This is a genomic window from Kribbella sp. CWNU-51, from assembly GCF_054073265.1.
On record NZ_JBSXMZ010000013.1, the window covers coordinates 178,591 to 194,528 of the forward strand.

12 protein-coding genes are annotated in these 15,938 nt (G+C 68.8%); 11 read left to right on the forward strand and 1 reads right to left on the reverse strand.

Features of this window, described 5'->3' with window-relative positions; all coding sequences use genetic code 11:
• Positions 1-21 precede the first annotated feature (21 nt).
• A complete protein-coding gene (locus ACXC9Q_RS17925; RefSeq protein WP_457057700.1) occupies positions 22-846 on the forward strand; it encodes a ZIP family metal transporter in 825 nt (274 codons plus the stop codon).
• A 7-nt stretch (positions 847-853) separates the two neighbouring features.
• Here the strand turns inward: ACXC9Q_RS17925 and ACXC9Q_RS17930 are convergent, their stop codons facing one another.
• Complete coding sequence (locus tag ACXC9Q_RS17930; protein ID WP_457057701.1) at positions 854-1,678, reverse strand: M55 family metallopeptidase; 825 nt, start codon at positions 1,676-1,678, stop codon at positions 854-856.
• A 161-nt stretch (positions 1,679-1,839) separates the two neighbouring features.
• Here ACXC9Q_RS17930 and ACXC9Q_RS17935 point away from each other — a divergent pair, with 161 nt between their 5' ends.
• From ACXC9Q_RS17935 to ACXC9Q_RS17980, 10 genes are all read left to right on the forward strand, one after another.
• Entirely contained in the window at positions 1,840-2,505 is a 666-nt protein-coding gene (locus ACXC9Q_RS17935) for a response regulator transcription factor (protein ID WP_457057702.1), read from the forward strand.
• Positions 2,477-3,571 carry a sensor histidine kinase gene (locus ACXC9Q_RS17940; protein ID WP_457057703.1) on the forward strand — a complete coding sequence of 365 codons (1,095 nt, stop codon included), beginning with the start codon at positions 2,477-2,479 and terminating at the stop codon, positions 3,569-3,571. Before ACXC9Q_RS17935 ends, ACXC9Q_RS17940 begins: the two co-directional genes overlap by 29 nt.
• Before the next feature lie 271 nt (positions 3,572-3,842).
• A complete protein-coding gene (locus ACXC9Q_RS17945) occupies positions 3,843-5,168 on the forward strand; it encodes a right-handed parallel beta-helix repeat-containing protein (protein ID WP_457057704.1) in 1,326 nt (441 codons plus the stop codon).
• Between the two features lie 283 nt (positions 5,169-5,451).
• The gene (locus tag ACXC9Q_RS17950; protein WP_457057705.1) at positions 5,452-6,060 is read left to right on the forward strand and encodes a sensor histidine kinase; all 609 of its coding nucleotides are present in this window, start codon (positions 5,452-5,454) and stop codon (positions 6,058-6,060) included.
• The gene (locus ACXC9Q_RS17955; protein ID WP_457057706.1) at positions 6,057-6,692 is read left to right on the forward strand and encodes a response regulator transcription factor; all 636 of its coding nucleotides are present in this window, start codon (positions 6,057-6,059) and stop codon (positions 6,690-6,692) included. The genes ACXC9Q_RS17950 and ACXC9Q_RS17955 overlap by 4 nt, the downstream gene beginning before the upstream one ends.
• Positions 6,689-7,402: a response regulator gene (locus ACXC9Q_RS17960; protein WP_457057707.1), complete on the forward strand. Its 714-nt coding sequence runs from the start codon at positions 6,689-6,691 to the stop codon at positions 7,400-7,402. Before ACXC9Q_RS17955 ends, ACXC9Q_RS17960 begins: the two co-directional genes overlap by 4 nt.
• Positions 7,403-7,503: 101 nt before the next feature.
• Positions 7,504-8,727, forward strand: a complete 1,224-nt coding sequence (locus tag ACXC9Q_RS17965; protein WP_457057708.1) for a DegT/DnrJ/EryC1/StrS family aminotransferase — start codon at positions 7,504-7,506, stop codon at positions 8,725-8,727.
• On the forward strand, positions 8,724-10,199 hold the full coding sequence (locus tag ACXC9Q_RS17970) for a polysaccharide biosynthesis protein (protein ID WP_457057709.1): 1,476 nt from the start codon (positions 8,724-8,726) through the stop codon (positions 10,197-10,199). The genes ACXC9Q_RS17965 and ACXC9Q_RS17970 overlap by 4 nt, the downstream gene beginning before the upstream one ends.
• A gap of 33 nt (positions 10,200-10,232) precedes the next feature.
• On the forward strand, positions 10,233-11,693 hold the full coding sequence (locus ACXC9Q_RS17975) for an RtcB family protein (protein ID WP_457057710.1): 1,461 nt from the start codon (positions 10,233-10,235) through the stop codon (positions 11,691-11,693).
• Between the two features lie 23 nt (positions 11,694-11,716).
• Positions 11,717-15,931: a right-handed parallel beta-helix repeat-containing protein gene (locus ACXC9Q_RS17980; protein WP_457057711.1), complete on the forward strand. Its 4,215-nt coding sequence runs from the start codon at positions 11,717-11,719 to the stop codon at positions 15,929-15,931.
• Positions 15,932-15,938: the final 7 nt, after the last annotated feature.

Genomic DNA, 15,938 nt, shown 5'->3' on the forward strand with positions numbered 1-15,938 from the left:
TTCGTCCTTGGAGCGCACGTCATGTCCAGTTCGCAGATCGCCCTACTCGGAGCCATCGCGGGGCTCACCATCTTCCTAGGCCTCCCGTTGGGGCGCCTGCGCAATCCGGCGCCGCGCCTGAAAGCCTCCTTGAACGCGGTGGCGATCGGGATCCTGCTGTTCCTGCTGTGGGACGTCCTCGGGCAGGCGTGGGAGCCGACCGACGTCGCGTTGACCGATCATGCGTGGGGCAAGGCGGCCGTCTCCGGCTTGGTCCTCGCAGTCGGCTTGGCCATCGGCCTGGTCGGCCTGGTTCGGTACGACCGCTGGATCGCCCGCCGCAACGCGCCACCGAAGTCGGAAGGTCCAGGGGCAGCCGCCGCCACCGAACTGACTCGCACCACGCGGTCGCCGGCCACCCAGCTCGCCCTGATGATCGCCGTCGGCATCGGACTGCACAACTTCGCCGAAGGCCTCGCGATCGGCAACTCTGCCGCGTCCGGCGAGATCTCCCTCGCCGTGCTGCTCATCATCGGGTTCGGCCTGCACAACGCCACCGAAGGCTTCGGCATCGTCGCGCCGCTGGCCGCCGAAGGAACCCGCCCGTCGTGGGCCCTGCTCGGCTTGCTCGGCCTCATCGGCGGCGGCCCGACGTTCGTCGGGACCCTGATCGGCGAGCGGGTGGTCAACGACACCCTGTCGGTGGCCTTCCTCGGCTTGGCCGCCGGCTCGATCCTGTACGTCGTGATCGAACTCCTCGCCGTCGCCCGCCGCTCCGGCCTCAAGGAACTCACCACCTGGATGATCCTCCTCGGCCTCCTCCTCGGCTTCGCCACCGACGCCATCGTCACCGCCGCCGGCGTCTGAACACGGGCTATTCGCTGACTCCTCGGCTCAGGAGAACGGCGGCGATGAAGGTGCGGAAGAGTTGCAGCGGGTCGTCGTTGCGGATGGCAACGACCTTCTCGTCTTCTTGTTCGACACCCCGGAGTGCGCAGGCCAGTTCGGCGAGTGCGCGGTTGTGGTAGCGGACGGTCAGCTCGGCCGGCCGCGTGATGGCCGGCGGCCGGAAGTCGGGCAGCCGTTCCAGCGCGCGTTGCGCACCGTCCCGGATCAGCCCACGGGCAGTGTCCGGATGCAGGGACAGGGCGGCGTTGTGCGAGATCGACTCCTTGACGACGACCGCCTCGATATCGGGGCAGAACGGCTTGGCCTCATCGATCGTCACCCGGTCGCCCGAGATGAGCACCACCGGTACGCCGTAAGCGAGCGCTACCAGCGCATTGACTCCGGCCTCGCCCGTGATCACACCATTCAGACGTACTTCGGCGATGGCCCGGGGGTTGTACGTGTGGTGAAGCACCGACGACGTGGAGCCCGCCGACCCGTGGTACGAGACGAAGAAGGCGGCGTCGAAGGATTCGTCGAGCCCCTCCATCATGTACAGCGGTTTGTGCCGTCCGGACAGGTAGCTCGCCCGGCCGTGCAGCTCGTCCGGCCGGAGGTTCTGCATCGTCGAGTGTGAGTCGTTGACCAGGAACTCGGTCGCACCGGCAGCGAGTGCCCCATCGATCGCGGCGTTGACCTCCGCCTGCAACTGCCCTCGGTAGTACTCGTACTCCTGACTGGGACCGCGACACTGACTCCAGTCGACAACGCCGGCGGTTCCTTCCATATCTGTCGACAAGAACACCTTCACAGCTACCTCCTCGTTCAGTTCCGACCCAGGGCGACCGTACAGGCTTTCACACAAGCGATTGAAGGCACGACGATTGGGCCACAAGTCTTCCTTTGGCCACTGCGTAGAGTGAGAATGACGAGCGCAAGCTGACATCTGGTCATCACCTGAGGGGGGCGAGGATGACCAAGATTCTGGTGATCGATGACGAGCCGGACCTGGTTCGGTTCGTCCGTCGCGCGCTCGAAGCCGAGGGCTACCAGGTACTGACGTCGACCAACGGGCTGGACGGCATCCGGCTCGCGCTGGATCAGCAGCCGGCCCTGATCGTGCTCGATCTGGTGATGCCGGGTATGCACGGCGAGGCGGTGCTCTCGGCCCTGATGGCACAGGATTCGGCGTTCCGGGTTCTCGTCCTGTCGGCCACGGGGGATGTCCAGCTCCGGATCGGCTGTCTCGAGCAGGGTGCGGTCGACTTCCTGGCCAAACCGTTCGCGGTCCGGGAGCTGATCGCCCGGGTCCGGGGCCGGCTCGGCGAGGACACCGCCCATCGGCAGAAGAATCGGCTGCGGGTCGGGGACATCGTGCTCGACCTGGAGGCCCGCCAGCTCCTGGTCGACGGTCGGCCGACCGTGCTGTCCAAGCGGGAGTTCCTGCTGTTGCGCCACCTGATGCGCAATGCCGATGTCGTCTGCTCCCGGCAGGAGTTGCTGTCGGAGGTCTGGGGATACGACTTCGATCCGGCGACCAACGTCGTCGACGTCTGTGTCGGACGCCTGCGGTCGAAGGTCCGCCCCGATCTCATCGTGACGGTGCGGAATGTCGGCTATCAGCTCCAGAGCGCCTGACCGCCGGGCGCAGATCGCAGTCTTCCGCTCGCGCCCGCGGGTCGGACTGGCCATCGACGTGGCCGCCGCCCTGCTCGTCGTGGCGATGATGGGACTGATGTTCGCCCTGCCCGGCCACGAGGCCGGGCCGTACCACATCATGTTCCTCGCGCTCGCGCTCGCGTACGGGTACCGGATCTGGCCGGTCGTCCCCACCGTCGCGGCGACCGTCGTGATCACCGCGGTGAGCGGCTGGCTGATGATCACCCACGCGTCGGAAGGCGTGCTGGCCCGGCCCGAACTCGCCGAGATCCCGCTGATGCCGCTGGTGCTCCTGGTCATGGTGTGGCACGCCCGTCGCCGGGTCGCGGCCGTCAAGCAGGTGGAGCGGATGGCCGCACGGCAACTCGAGGCGGTCGACCGCGAGCGTGAGTTCTTCTCCGACGCCTCGCACGCGATCCGGACGCCGGTGACCATCGCGCGTGGGCATCTGGAACTGATGGCGGCCGCGGATCTCGATTGCGAGGTCCGAGCGGATCTGGAGGTCGCACTGCGGCAGATCACGCGGATGACGGCCCTGTCCAACCGCCTGCTCGCGCTGGCCCGGCTCGACTCCGGCGACGCCCTCCAGAAGCAGTCGGTCGACCTGGGCGAACTGGTCCGCGAGCTCGTCGCCAACTGGTCCGCCGCGTTCGACCGGGACTGGCGGGTCGAGGGCGTGGCGAACTGTGTGATCACGGCGGATCCGGAGTGGATCACGATGGCGCTGGACGCACTGGTCGAGAACGCGGTTCATTTCACCGCGGAGGGCGCCAGGATCAGCGTCCGCTGCCGGCGCTCGGGCGGCAAATGCCGGATCGTGATCTCCGATTCGGGTCCGGGGATCCCGGCGGAGGACCTGCCGCATGTGTTCGATCGGTTCTGGCACCGGATGCCGCCGTTCGGTCCGATGGGAACGGGACTGGGGCTGTCGATGGCACGGTCCGCAGTGGCCGCTCACGGCGGCACGATGTCGGCCCGGAACGCCACCGGTGGTGGCGCTGAGTTCGAGCTGGCTGTCCCGGCCAATGGCAGGTCGCCCATCTGACCGCTCGATGACAGCGACGTCATCTTTCTTGTCTTCGGCCGGATTGCGGCGCAACCTGCTGAGGGGGAACACGCTGCGTGCGTCGACAGTCTCGGATGCACCCCCACAGGCTCCGGGCGCCGGGTCGGTCCCGGCTATCGACACCCCCCCTCGTCGTGGCCGGCACAGGACCTGCCCGGCCCGGCGTACGCAGCCCTTCTCATCCCGGCAGCACACCGCCGTACGTCGATTGCGCGATGCCGCCGGAACCCGGCCGGTCCACGCTGGACGTATGACGCTCGTGGGGAAAACTTCGGCGGCCGTCGTGCTGAGCGGCCTGATGCTGGCGAATCCGTTGATCGCGCGCGGCGCGACGACGGATCTGTTCGTCGACAAGTCCATGCCCAGCTGCTCCGACTCCGGCCCGGGTACGGCGACCACGCCGTACTGCACCGTGGTCAAGGGAGTCAGCAAGCTCGCGGCCGGCTTCACGCTGAACATCGGGAACGGGACGTACGCCGAGACGATCAAGCCCGCCGTCTCCGGGACGGTCTCGGCCCCGATCGTCATCACGGCCTGGCCGGGCCGCAATCCGGTCCTGAGTCCGGCCAGCTTCGGTGCGAACATCTCGTCGCGCAGCTACGTCACCGTGTCGGGGCTGACCTTCAGCGGCACCAAGTACGACGGCGTCTACGTGACGGGCAGCAACAACATCACGGTGACCGGCAACACGGTGACCGGTGCGGGGCAGCCGGTGTCGGGTAAGACCGTCCCCGGGATCAGCATCCGCGGCTCGTCCGATTCCGTTGTCAGCAGCAACAATGTGCACCACAACAACGGCACCGGCATCCTGGTCACCGCCGGGTCCACCGGCATCCTGGTGACCGGGAACTCGGCCAGCTTCAACGCCGAGGGGTACCGCCGGAATGCCAACGGAATCAACGTGATCAGCCCGGGCAACACCGTGCTGCGCAACGTCACGCACGACAACGAGGACTCGGGCATCCAGTTCTACACCGGCGGCGACAACAACCTGGCCGCGCTGAACGTCACCTACAACAACGGCGACCACGGCATCGACGACCTCAACGTCACCGGCGGACGGCTGATCGGCAACACGGTCTACCGCAACTGCACGACGGGGATCAACGTGGAGGGTACGTCGGGCAACTACCAGGTCGTCGACAACGTCGCGGTCGACAACGGGGTGTACCCCGCCTACAACGGCATCTCCTGTGCGCGGCGCGCCGGCAACATCGGGATCTGGGACTCGGCGCCGTCGAGTACGACGGTCGACCACAACCTGGTCTGGCTGACCACGAGCGGGAAGATGTACGCGTTCGGCACGACCTTCACCTCACTGGCCGCCATGCAGGCCGCGACTCATCAGGAGGCGCACGGCGTGCAGGCCGACCCCAGGTTCGTCTCGCCGGCGTCGTGGAATCTGCGCCTGCAAGCCGGCTCGGCCGCGATCGACCGTGGCGACTCGGGCGTCTCCGGCGCTCAGTCCAGCGATATCGAAGGCCTCCCGCGCGTCGACGACCCGGCGACGAGCAACGCCTTCGCCGAGGGGCCGCGCAAGTACGACGACCTCGGTGCGTACGAATACCAGCCCTGATCGCGCTCTGTGATCAAGACGTTGTTTGAACAAGCTGAACAGAAGATGACGTGAAGATGACCGAATCATGACGTATGGGCGAAAGCCTCCACGTTCTCACCGGTGAAGTCCTGTACTGGAGGTCTAGACCGAGACGCGTGCCTTGCGGGCTCGAGCAGGCAGGCCGGGACGGTGGTGACCGTCCGTGGTCGTCGAGGACCTGGAACGCGGAACTGCGGGGGGCAGCCAGCTCGGTCGGGACCTGAGGGGGTCACCGATGGGGGTTGTGAACGTGTCACGGCCGATGAGTGGGACATCTGCCGAGGATCTGAGTCAGCTCTGCCACGACCTGCGGCAGTACGTCGCGGCCGGCCTGCTGCTGTCGGAGACGTCGTCCGCGGCGATCGACGACGGCGCGGTGCTGGGCAGGATGAGTCTGATCCATCAACAGTTCACCGCCCTTGCGGAACTGCTGGACGTCGAGCCGGACGCCGCTCATCAGATCGGCGGCGTCAATCTGACGCAACTTGCGGGTGAGTGCGCCGACGTCGTCCGGCTGACCCACCGGGTCTCGGTGATCTTCGAGCGCTCCGCACTCGTCGTGGCCGCCGGCGACCAGGTCCTGCTCCGCCGTGCGATCGGAAACCTGCTCGACAACGCGTGCCGGGCGGCCGGCGGCGCGGGCACGGTTCAGGTCCACGTCGGAACTGCCGACGGCGAAGCTTTCGTCCAGGTGTCCGATGACGGTCCTGGCTTCGGTGACGTCGCCTCCGGAACCGGTCATGGCCTGAACGTCGTTGCCCAGGCGGTGCGCGCGTGTGCGGGTCGCCTCGAGCTCCACAGCGCACCGGGTGCCGGTACGACGGTTCGTCTCTGCATGCCCGCCGGACAGCGCTCGGTGAGGTCGGCATGAGACTCGCGATCTGCGACGAGCAATGGCTGTTCGCATCGGTCCTCGCGAGCGCACTCGACCGGCATGGTCATGAGGTCGTCCTCACGACGGACGATCCGGCGGAACTCCTCGATTCGGCTGTCCCGTTGCGGGTGGATCTCTGCGTGATCGACGTTCCCGGACCGCCGACGACAGCCGAGCTCGGCGAGCGCCTGCATGACTTGAGCGCCGCGCCGTACGTCGTACTGCTGGCCGACTCGCGCGACGACGGCGCCCGGGATGCGTACGACCGTGGCTCCGCGGACGGGCTGGTCAGCAAAGCCTCCGGCCTGCAGAGCCTGGTCCAGGCGATCGAAGCCGTTGCCGGTGGTGCCCGGGTGTCCGAAGGCTGGCTGACCGCGGATCGGCGGCGGCAACCAGTGGTCGTCGACGCCCTGACGGCCCGGGAGCTGGAGGTCGTGCGCCTGGTGGTGCGTGGCTATTCCACCCAGCAGATGGCCGACGAGCTCGCCGTCAGCCGGCACACGATTCGCACGCATGTTCAGCAGGTCCTCCGGAAACTCGGAGTCCACGGCCGCGGGAAGGTGGCCCGTGCGGCCGCCACCGCTGGGCTGGTCGACGTCAGTGAGCTGGCCGAGGGCCGGGACCGGTGACCGGCCGGGACGATGTGGTGGTCCTGCTGGTCGACGACCATCGGGTGTTCGCCGAAGCGCTGGCCGGAGTGCTCGCCGCCGAGCCGGGGATCAGCCGCGTCAATCTCGCCTCGACACTCGACGGGGCGAGAGGGCAACTGCGCGCCGATCCGCCCGACCTGGTCCTGCTCGATCTGGCCCTGGCCGACGAGTCCGGATACACCCTGCTCGCGGATCTTGACGGACCGCCCGATCCGCCGGCCGCGATCGTCCTGTCCGGCAGTACCGAACCGCGGTTGATCGTGCAGGCCCTCGAGGCCGGCGCTCGCGGTTGGCTGACCAAGACCACTCGACTGAACGCGTTGATCGCCGCACTGTGGCAGGTCCTCGACGGTCACATGTATCTCGCCCCGGCGACGCTGCAACCGGTGCTCACCCACCTGCTGGCCGACGTGCACAGGCAACGAGCCGCGGCCGCTTTCGTGGACCAGTTGACGCCCCGGGAGCTGGACGTCCTGCGCTGCCTGGTGTCCGGGATGACCCGATTCGAGGTCGCCCAGCATTTGTTCGTTTCCACGAACACCGTGCGGACCCACATCCAGAGTCTGCTGCGCCGCTCGGAGCAGCACTCGGCGCTCGCACTCGTCGCCTTCGCGCGCTCACACGGCGTGAAGGGAATCGACGAGACCGATGCGTCCGTCATCGCAGTGCGCCCCGGATCACCCTCTTGACGTAGGCGTTCTCGTCTCGTCGTCGGGCGCGGGCCGCAGTCACGGCCCGTAGCGTCGAGGGAAATCAGGGGGCCCTGAGAGGGCACTGAGGGGGCATCGGGATGACAACCCGAATCAATGCTGTGCCGCGCGCCGTACCGGCCGACGAGGTCGCCGTACCGTTCGCGGACTGTTACATCACCGCGGAGGCGCAGGCCGCCGCGGTGCGCGTCCTGCAGTCCGGTTGGGTGACCACCGGCCGTGAGGTGGCCGCGTTCGAGACGGAGTTCGCGACCGCTGTCGGCGCGGAGTTCGCGGTCGGCGTTTCCTCTTGCACACAAGGGATCGAACTCGCGCTGCGGTCGCTCGGGCTGCCGGGCGGCTCACTGGTGCTGAGCTCGACGATGACGTTCTGCGGCGCCGTCCAGGCGATCATCCACGCGGGACATCAGCCCGTTCTGGTCGACGTCGACCCGAGGACCGGGATGCCGACTCCGGCGACCGTGCGCAACGCCGTACGGGCGTTCGGGCGACCTGCGGCGCTGACCGTCGTCCACTGGGCCGGCGACCTCGCCGATGTGCCGACTCTGGCCGAGGCCGCCGGGCTGTCGCTCGACCGGGTGGTTGTCGACGCGGCGCACGGACTCGGGACGTACGCCGGCCGCACGCCGATCGGCAGCGGTTGCGGCGCCACCTGCTTCAGCTTCTACGCCACCAAGAACCTGCCGCTGGGCGAAGGCGGCATGGTCACCACCGACAACCCGGCCCGTGCGGAGTGGTTGCGTAAAGCTCGCCTGCACGGCATGACGGCCGACGCCTGGCGAAGGTATCTCCCGGGCGGGAGCTGGCGCTACAACGTCGCCGATGCGGGCCTGAAGGCCAACATGACCGACATCCAGGCAGCGATGGGACGGGCGCAACTCACCCACCTCGCGTCCTGGCAACGCCGCCGTACGCAGATCGCGGCCCGGTACGACGAGCAGCTGGCCGGACTTCCCGGCATCCGGCTGCCGCACCGTCCGGATCCTGAGTACGGCACCCACGCCTGGCACCTGTACCCGATCCGGGTGCAGCTCAAGGGCGGCATCGATCGCGACGAGGTGATCGCCGGGCTCTCCGAGCGCGCGATCGGAACCTCCGTGCATTTCATCCCGGTCCACCAACTGGCGTACTTCAGCCAGGCCGCCCTGGTCCCGCCGGCCGGATTGTCCGGGGCGGACGTGCTGTTCGGCCAACTGCTGTCCCTCCCGATCTATCCCCGGCTGACAGACGACCAGGTCGGCGCTGTCTGCACCGCGATCGCCGACATCGCCCACCAGGGAATCTCCGGAAAGGGAACGGAATGAGCCAGCCTCTGCTGCTACACCCGCGCCAGGCGAACCTGCTGCGGGCCATCGTGCTCGGGGCCGGCGAGGCCGGCCTCGCGCTGTCCCGCGACCTGCACCGGGTCAGCTCGTTCGGGCTGCAGCCGGTCGGGTTCCTCGACGACGACAGCGCCAAACAAGGCCGGCGGTACGGAGGCCGCCGGGTCCTCGGCACCCTGGCCGACCTCGAGCAGGTGCTCGAGCGCTACCGGGTGGACGTGGTCGTCGTCGCCATTCCGTCGATGCCCTCGCACGAGGTGAGGCAGCTCGGACTGCGCGCCGCCGCCCAGGGCGTGACCGTGTTGCATCTCCCACCCTTCTTGTCCGCTCTGCAGCGACAGATCGCCGGCACCGACATGCGCGCCCTGCAGGTGGGCCCGCTGATCGGCCGTCCGGAGATGCATGTCGTCAGCCGCCACGCGGCCGAGGCGATCGCCGGCAAGCGCGTCCTGGTCACCGGCGCGGGCGGCTCCATCGGCAGCGAGCTCTGCCGGCAGGTGCACGGATTCGGACCGGCTGAGCTGATCATGCTCGACCACGACGAATCGAACCTGCACCGGACCCAGCTCGAGCTGTGGGGCGAGGCGCTGCTGGACACCGAGAACACGGTCGTCGCCGACATCCGCGACTCCGAGCGGTTGTTCCAGCTGTTCCGCGACCACCGGCCGCAGATCGTCTTCCATGCCGCCGCGCTCAAACATCTGCCGGTGCTGGAACGGCATCCCTGCGAAGGCGTGAAGTCGAACGTGCGCGGCACCGAGAACCTGGTCGAGGCGGCCATGGCCCACGACGTCGAGCGGTTCGTGCTGATCTCGACCGACAAGGCGGCCAATCCGACCTCGGTGCTCGGGGCAACCAAACGGCTGGCCGAGCTCGTCCTGGACGCGCAGCAGCCATCATCGACGGTGCTGACGGCGGTGCGGTTCGGCAACGTCCTCGGGAGTCGCGGTTCGCTCCTGCACGTCGTCCGGGACCAGCTCGCCAGCGGCTCGGCGGTGACGGTCACGCACCCCGACGTGAGCCGGTTCTTCATGACCATCGAGGAGGCCGTCGGCCTGGTGCTCGAGGCGGTCCGGATGTCCGACGGCTCGGCGACGTACGTGCTCGACATGGGTGAGCCGGTCCGGATCGTCGACCTGGTGCAGAACTTCGCCAGCCTGCTGAACGTCCGCGACGTGGCCTTCAAGTACACCGGGTTGCGGCCCGGCGAGAAGCTCACCGAGGAGCTGTTCGGCGCCGGTGAGGAAGCGCTGCCGACCGACCACCCGCGGATCTCGATGACGCGGCCGCCACAGGCCGCCGCCGGCTTCCGGGCCGGCCTGCACGAGCTGTACGACGCGGCCGCCCACAACCGCGCCGACGAGGTGTTCCGGCACCTACGCCGGCTCGTGCCCGAGTACAGCCCGTCCCCCGGGCTCGTCTCGGCCGGGTCGCCGTACCCGGACGACTTCTGACCGACACCTTCCGACGACGACTGCGAGCACAGCATGACCACTGAGGCCAGGCCACCACTGGACGTCCGCGTCCTCGACGGCACCGTCAACCAGCCCCCGACGGTCTTCGATGACAGCCGCTTGTTACCGGCTGACGGAGCGACGATCACCGCGCTCGGTCATCGGGTCGAGGGCGCGGACCTGGCCGCTCCACCCGTCGTCCTGCCCGACTTCCACCACAAGTCGAAGATGGAGCTGCCCTCCAGCGTCGCCGTCGCGACCAGCGGAACCATCCGGCCGGACCTGACCAGCTCGTCGGTGAACTGCGGCATGGCCCTGATCGCGGTCGACACCGAGGTCCCCGACGACAAGGCCGTCGACGTGTTCATGCGCGCGGTCCGGCAGCGGTACCCGTACCCGACCCGCGGCACCCGCGAGCTCACCCGGCAGGAAGTGGTCAAGGCGGTCCGGGACGGCTCCGAGTTCAGCGTCGACCGCTGGGACGCCCCGGCCGACGACCTCGAGCGGATCGAGGAGGGCGGCCGGATCGACCTCGAGCGGTATGGCGGGATCGACCGGCTGCGGTCCGAGCTCCCCGGCGTCGCGTTCCAGCTGGCCCGGTACCGCTTCGGCACCGTTGGTCCGTCCAACCACTTCGTCGAACTGCAGCGGGTCGAGGAGATCCTCGACCCGGACCGGGCCGCCAAGCTCGGCGTCACCGAGGGCCAGCTGACCATCCAGTACCACGGTGGCGGCGGGGTCTTCACCGGCGAGATCGGGCGGCTCTTCTTCCGGCGCAAGGACTACCCGCGCCAGATCAAGGCCGTCAACGCGGCGCTGAAGCCTTGGTTCCACCTGCGCTCCGCCCGGTCGTTCCAGCAACTCAAGGCACGGCTCAGCCTCTACTTCACTGATGGCTGCACGCCACTGGCCCTGGCCAGTGACGAAGGCCAGCGGCTGATGCTCGCCACCGCCGCCGCGATGAACTACGGATTCGCCTTCCGGACGGCGACGTACGCCGCACTGCGGCGGATCGCGGCGGATTCCTTCGGTGGCGCCACCGGCCGGCTTGTCGTGGATTCGCCCCACAACAGCATCTACGAGGAGCCGGTCGGTGCCTGTACGGGCGTCGTTCACCGCCACAACTCCTGCCGGGCCTTCCCGGCGGAGCTGATGACGCCCGGAACCACCTTCGCGGACACCGGCCAGGCGGTCCTGCTGCCGGGCACGCATCGCACGTCGAGCTACCTCGCGGTGGCCGGCGACCGGGCGGCCACCAGCCTGTACTCCGCCTGCCACGGCGCGGGCACCGTCGTGTCCGACCTGGTGACCCGTGGCGTCTCGGGCACCGACCCACTCCATCGCAGGACGCGTCGCTTCCGGTACGACGACGGTGCTCCCACCGACGCCTGGCACTTCGACGACCGCGGCGTCGACGCCGCCCTCGATGTTCTCGTCCGCAACGGCCTGGTCAAGCCAGTCGCCCGGATGCGGCCTATCGCGGTACTCCACTGACGGTTGCAAGAGCGGGAGAGATCATGAACGAGCGGCTCAAGAGGCTGGCGGGCGGGGTGGCGATGGTTCTCGCCGGTTCCAGCCTGGTGGTGGTCACCACCACCTCCGCTGTGGCGGCCGGCACCGGGTACTACGTGAACAACACGGCGGCGAACTGCAGCGACACCGGCGCCGGCACCCAGGCCGTTCCGTTCTGCACGATCTCGGCCGGAACCAAGAAGGCGATCGTGGCCGGCGACACCGTTCACGTTGCCCCCGGCACCTATCGCGAGCAGGTCACGGTCAACGCCTCCGGCACGGCCACCGATCCGATCACCGTGACCGGTGACGCGCCGGGCGTCGTCGTGCTCGGGACCCGGGCGCTCGGCGGCGCCGCACTGTGGACCGCGACCAGCACCAGCGCGTGGAGCACGCCGTACGCACCGCCGTCGGTGCCGCGCCAGGTGTTCCTCGACGACCAGCGGCTGGCGGCCGCGACCTCGGCCACCACGACCACGCCGAACAGCTGGTTCTACGACGCCACCGCGAAGGTCCTGTACGTCGACACCGGCGGCGCAAACCCCGGTGACGGTCATCTGATCGAGGCCGGCGCGCAGTCCTTCGGCGTCACCACGAGCAGCCGGCAGAACGTTGTCATCAGCAACCTCTCGCTGAACCGGCCGAACCTGGCCGGCGTCCGGTTGCTGTCGTCGTCGGCGATCACCGTCGACCACGTGACCGCGTCGCAGTCGGCGAGCAACGGCATCCTGGTAGACACGTGCCCGAACAGCTCCATCACCATCCGCGCGGCCGCCGTGGACAACTCACTGTCGACCGGCATCCGGCTGTCCGCCTCCAGCGGCGTCACCGTGACCGGATCCAGCAGCCACCACAACGGCCTGCACGGCATCGGTCTGTCCACGTCGACGAACAACCTGATCACGGGCAACACGACGTACGCGAACACCTCGGTGAACCCGAACGCCACCGCGGTCGGGATCGACGTCAACACCAGCTCGCCGGACAACACCATCAGCGGCAACGTCACCTACCAGAACCAGGACAGCGGGATCCAGGTGTACAGCTCCTCGCATCGGGCCGTGGTGGTCCGCAACATCTCCTACGGCAACGGCGATCACGGCTTCGACACGCTGACGTCGACCGGCGTCCGATACGTCAACAACACGTCGTACGGGAACCGGCGGGACGGGATCTCCGTCGAGGGCAACTCGACCGGCGCGACCGTGACCAACAACCTGCTGGTCGACAACGGCACGACCGCGACGGAGTACGACCTGTTCGTCGACGCCGGCTCGTTCTCCGGCTTCACCGCCGACTACGACACCGCGTTCAACCACGGCATCGCGCCGTCCACCAAGGTGAACGGGACGATCTACAAGACGCTGGCCGCGTTCGCCACCGCGACCGGCCAGGAGAGCCACGGCCAGTCCGTGGATCCCGACTTCGCCGACGCCGGGTCCGCCGACTTCCGGCTCACCGGCGGCTCGGCCGCGGTCGACGCCGCCAACGCCGCGGCGACCGGCTTCACCGCGACCGACCCCGCGGGCAACGCGCTCGCCGACGACCCGATCGTGCCCGACACCGGCAGTGGCAGCCCGGCGTACGCCGACCGCGGAGCGCTGGAGTTCCAGCCCGTCGCCGGCACCACGGACTACGCGCCGCACGCGGCCCTCGTGGTCGATCCGGCCGCCGTGACCACGCCGCCGGCGACTCCGGTCACCGCCGACGCGAGTGGCTCCAGCGACGCCGACACCACCGGTATCGCGTCGTACACCTTCGACTTCGGTGACGGCACGATCGTCGGCCCACAGTCCGGCGCGACCGCCGTCCACGGGTACTCCGGTCCGGGTACGTACGCCGTCACCGTCACCGTCAAGGACGGCGCCGGATTGACCGACACCGCCACGGCACAGGAGGTCGTGAGCACCAGGACTCTGCAGACCTACTCGGTCGAGCAGACCAGCCCGGCCTGCACCGACACCGGTCCCGGCACGACGGCGACACCGTTCTGCACCATCGGTGCGGCCACCCGCAAACTCCTGGCCGGCGACACCGCCCTGGTCGGTCCGGGTCAGTACCGCGAACAGGTGCAGATCGCGTCCAGCGGTGAAGCAAGCGCACCGATCACGCTGCGCGCGACCACGCCGTCCGCGGTGATCCTCGGCACCAACGACGTATCCGACGCCGCGGGCTGGACCACGACCACGACGACCGCCTGGAAGCACGCCTTCACCCCGGTTCCGGCCCAGGTGTTCCTGGACGGGCAGCCGCTGGCCAAGGCGGCGAGCGCGACCACGACCACCTCGGGCAGCTGGTTCTACGACACACCGACGGCGACCCTGTACGTCGACACCGGTGGCACCAACCCCGCGGCCGGCCACACGATCTCGGCCGGCGCCCGCAGCTTCGGGATCCTGCTCCGCCAGGTCACCGACGTCAGCGTCACCGGCTTCACGGTCCGGCAGACCAACCTGACCGGCGTCTATCTGGATCGGGTCCAGCGCACCGCGCTGAGCACGCTCGACGTGGCCCAGTCCGGCGCCCAGGGCGTCACGGTCGATGCCTCGAGCAACGTCACCGCGGACGGGATCCAGGCCGCGACGAACGTGTCGATCGGGGTCAGGTTCTTCAGCTCGACCGACTCCGCACTGCGCTCCTCGATCACGCACGACAACAACTTCCACGGCGTGAGTGTGCAGGGCAGCACGCGGGTCACCGTGTCCGGTGTCACCACGTACGCGAACAAGCGCCTCGGCGCCCGGGTCGCCACCGGTATCGACGTCAGCTCGGCGTCCCAGCAGGTGCTGGTCGAGAACAACCTTGCCTACGGCAACGACGACTCCGGCATCGAGGCCTACACCGGCTCCACCGGTACGACGATCCGCCGCAACGTCGTCTACGACAACAACGACCACGGGATCGACAACTCGAACGCCCCGGGCTCGATCGTGATCGCCAACACGGTGGTCCGCAACGCGACCGCCGGGATCAACTTCGAGGGCGGGTCGAGCGGCGCCGTCAGCCGCGACAACGTGACGATGGACAACGCGATCGGAAGCACCCGGACGATCGGCGAGATCCGGGTCGACGAGTCGTCCAGCGCGGGCACCACGCTGAACCGGGATCTCGTCTTCCAGACCTCGGGCGGACCGCTGTTCGAGTGGGCGTCACAGCCGTACACCACGCTGGCCGCCTTCCAGACTGTCAGTGGGCAGGAAGCCGCGGGCCGGGCGGCGAACCCGGGCTTCAAGGACCTCACCGCCCGGAACCTCCACCTCGGCAGCTCGTCGCCGGCGATCGACACCGCCGACACCGCGACCGTGGGCTGGACCTCTCCGGACAAGGACGGCAAGGCGCCGTCCGACGATCCGGCCGTGGCGAACACGGGCGTCGGCCCGATCACCTACGCCGACCTCGGTGCCTACGAGTTCGCCGGCCCGGCCGCTGTGGCCACGGTGACTCCCTCGACCGGGTTCGCGCCGTTGGACGTCACGGTGGACGCGTCGGCCAGCGCGGGACTCGGTGCTCCGATCACGTCGTACCAGATCGTCTGCGGCAACGGGACCGTCCTGACGCAGCCCAGCGGGGTGTGCCACTACACGGCGGCCGGAACCTTCGCACCGACGGTCACGGTGACCGACTCGGCCGGCGTCAGCGACACCTGGACCGGCCCGGCGATCGTCGTGAAGCCGAACGGTCTGCCCACAGCGCGGATCACCGCCACCCCGAGCCAGGCCTACCGGCCCCAGCAAGTGGTGCTGGATGCGTCCGCGTCGTCCGACGCCGACGGCAGGCCGCTGGTCAGCTACACCTTCGACTGCGGCAACGGGCAGACGACCGGGGCGCTGACGACGGCGACCACGACCTGCACCTACCAGAACGCCGGCACCTACACCACCGCGGTGACAGTGCGGGACACCGATGCTGTCACCAGCCGTGCCACGACCAAGGTCAAGATCCTCGCCGACGTGGCACCGACGGCGGACCTGACGCTGTCGAAGACGACTGTCAGCCGGGGGGCGCCGATCACTGCGGACGCGTCCGGCTCCACCAGTGTCGACAAGTCCCCGATCGCCACCTACCAGTTCAACTGCGGCGTCGGTGCCGCGAAGCCGCCGCAGACCACTCCGACGACCACCTGCACCTACAGCGCCGCCGGGATGTACACGGTCCAGGTGACCGTCACCGACACCGTCGGTCTGTCCGACACGGCGACCAAGAAGGTGAAGGTCACGTAGTGACGCA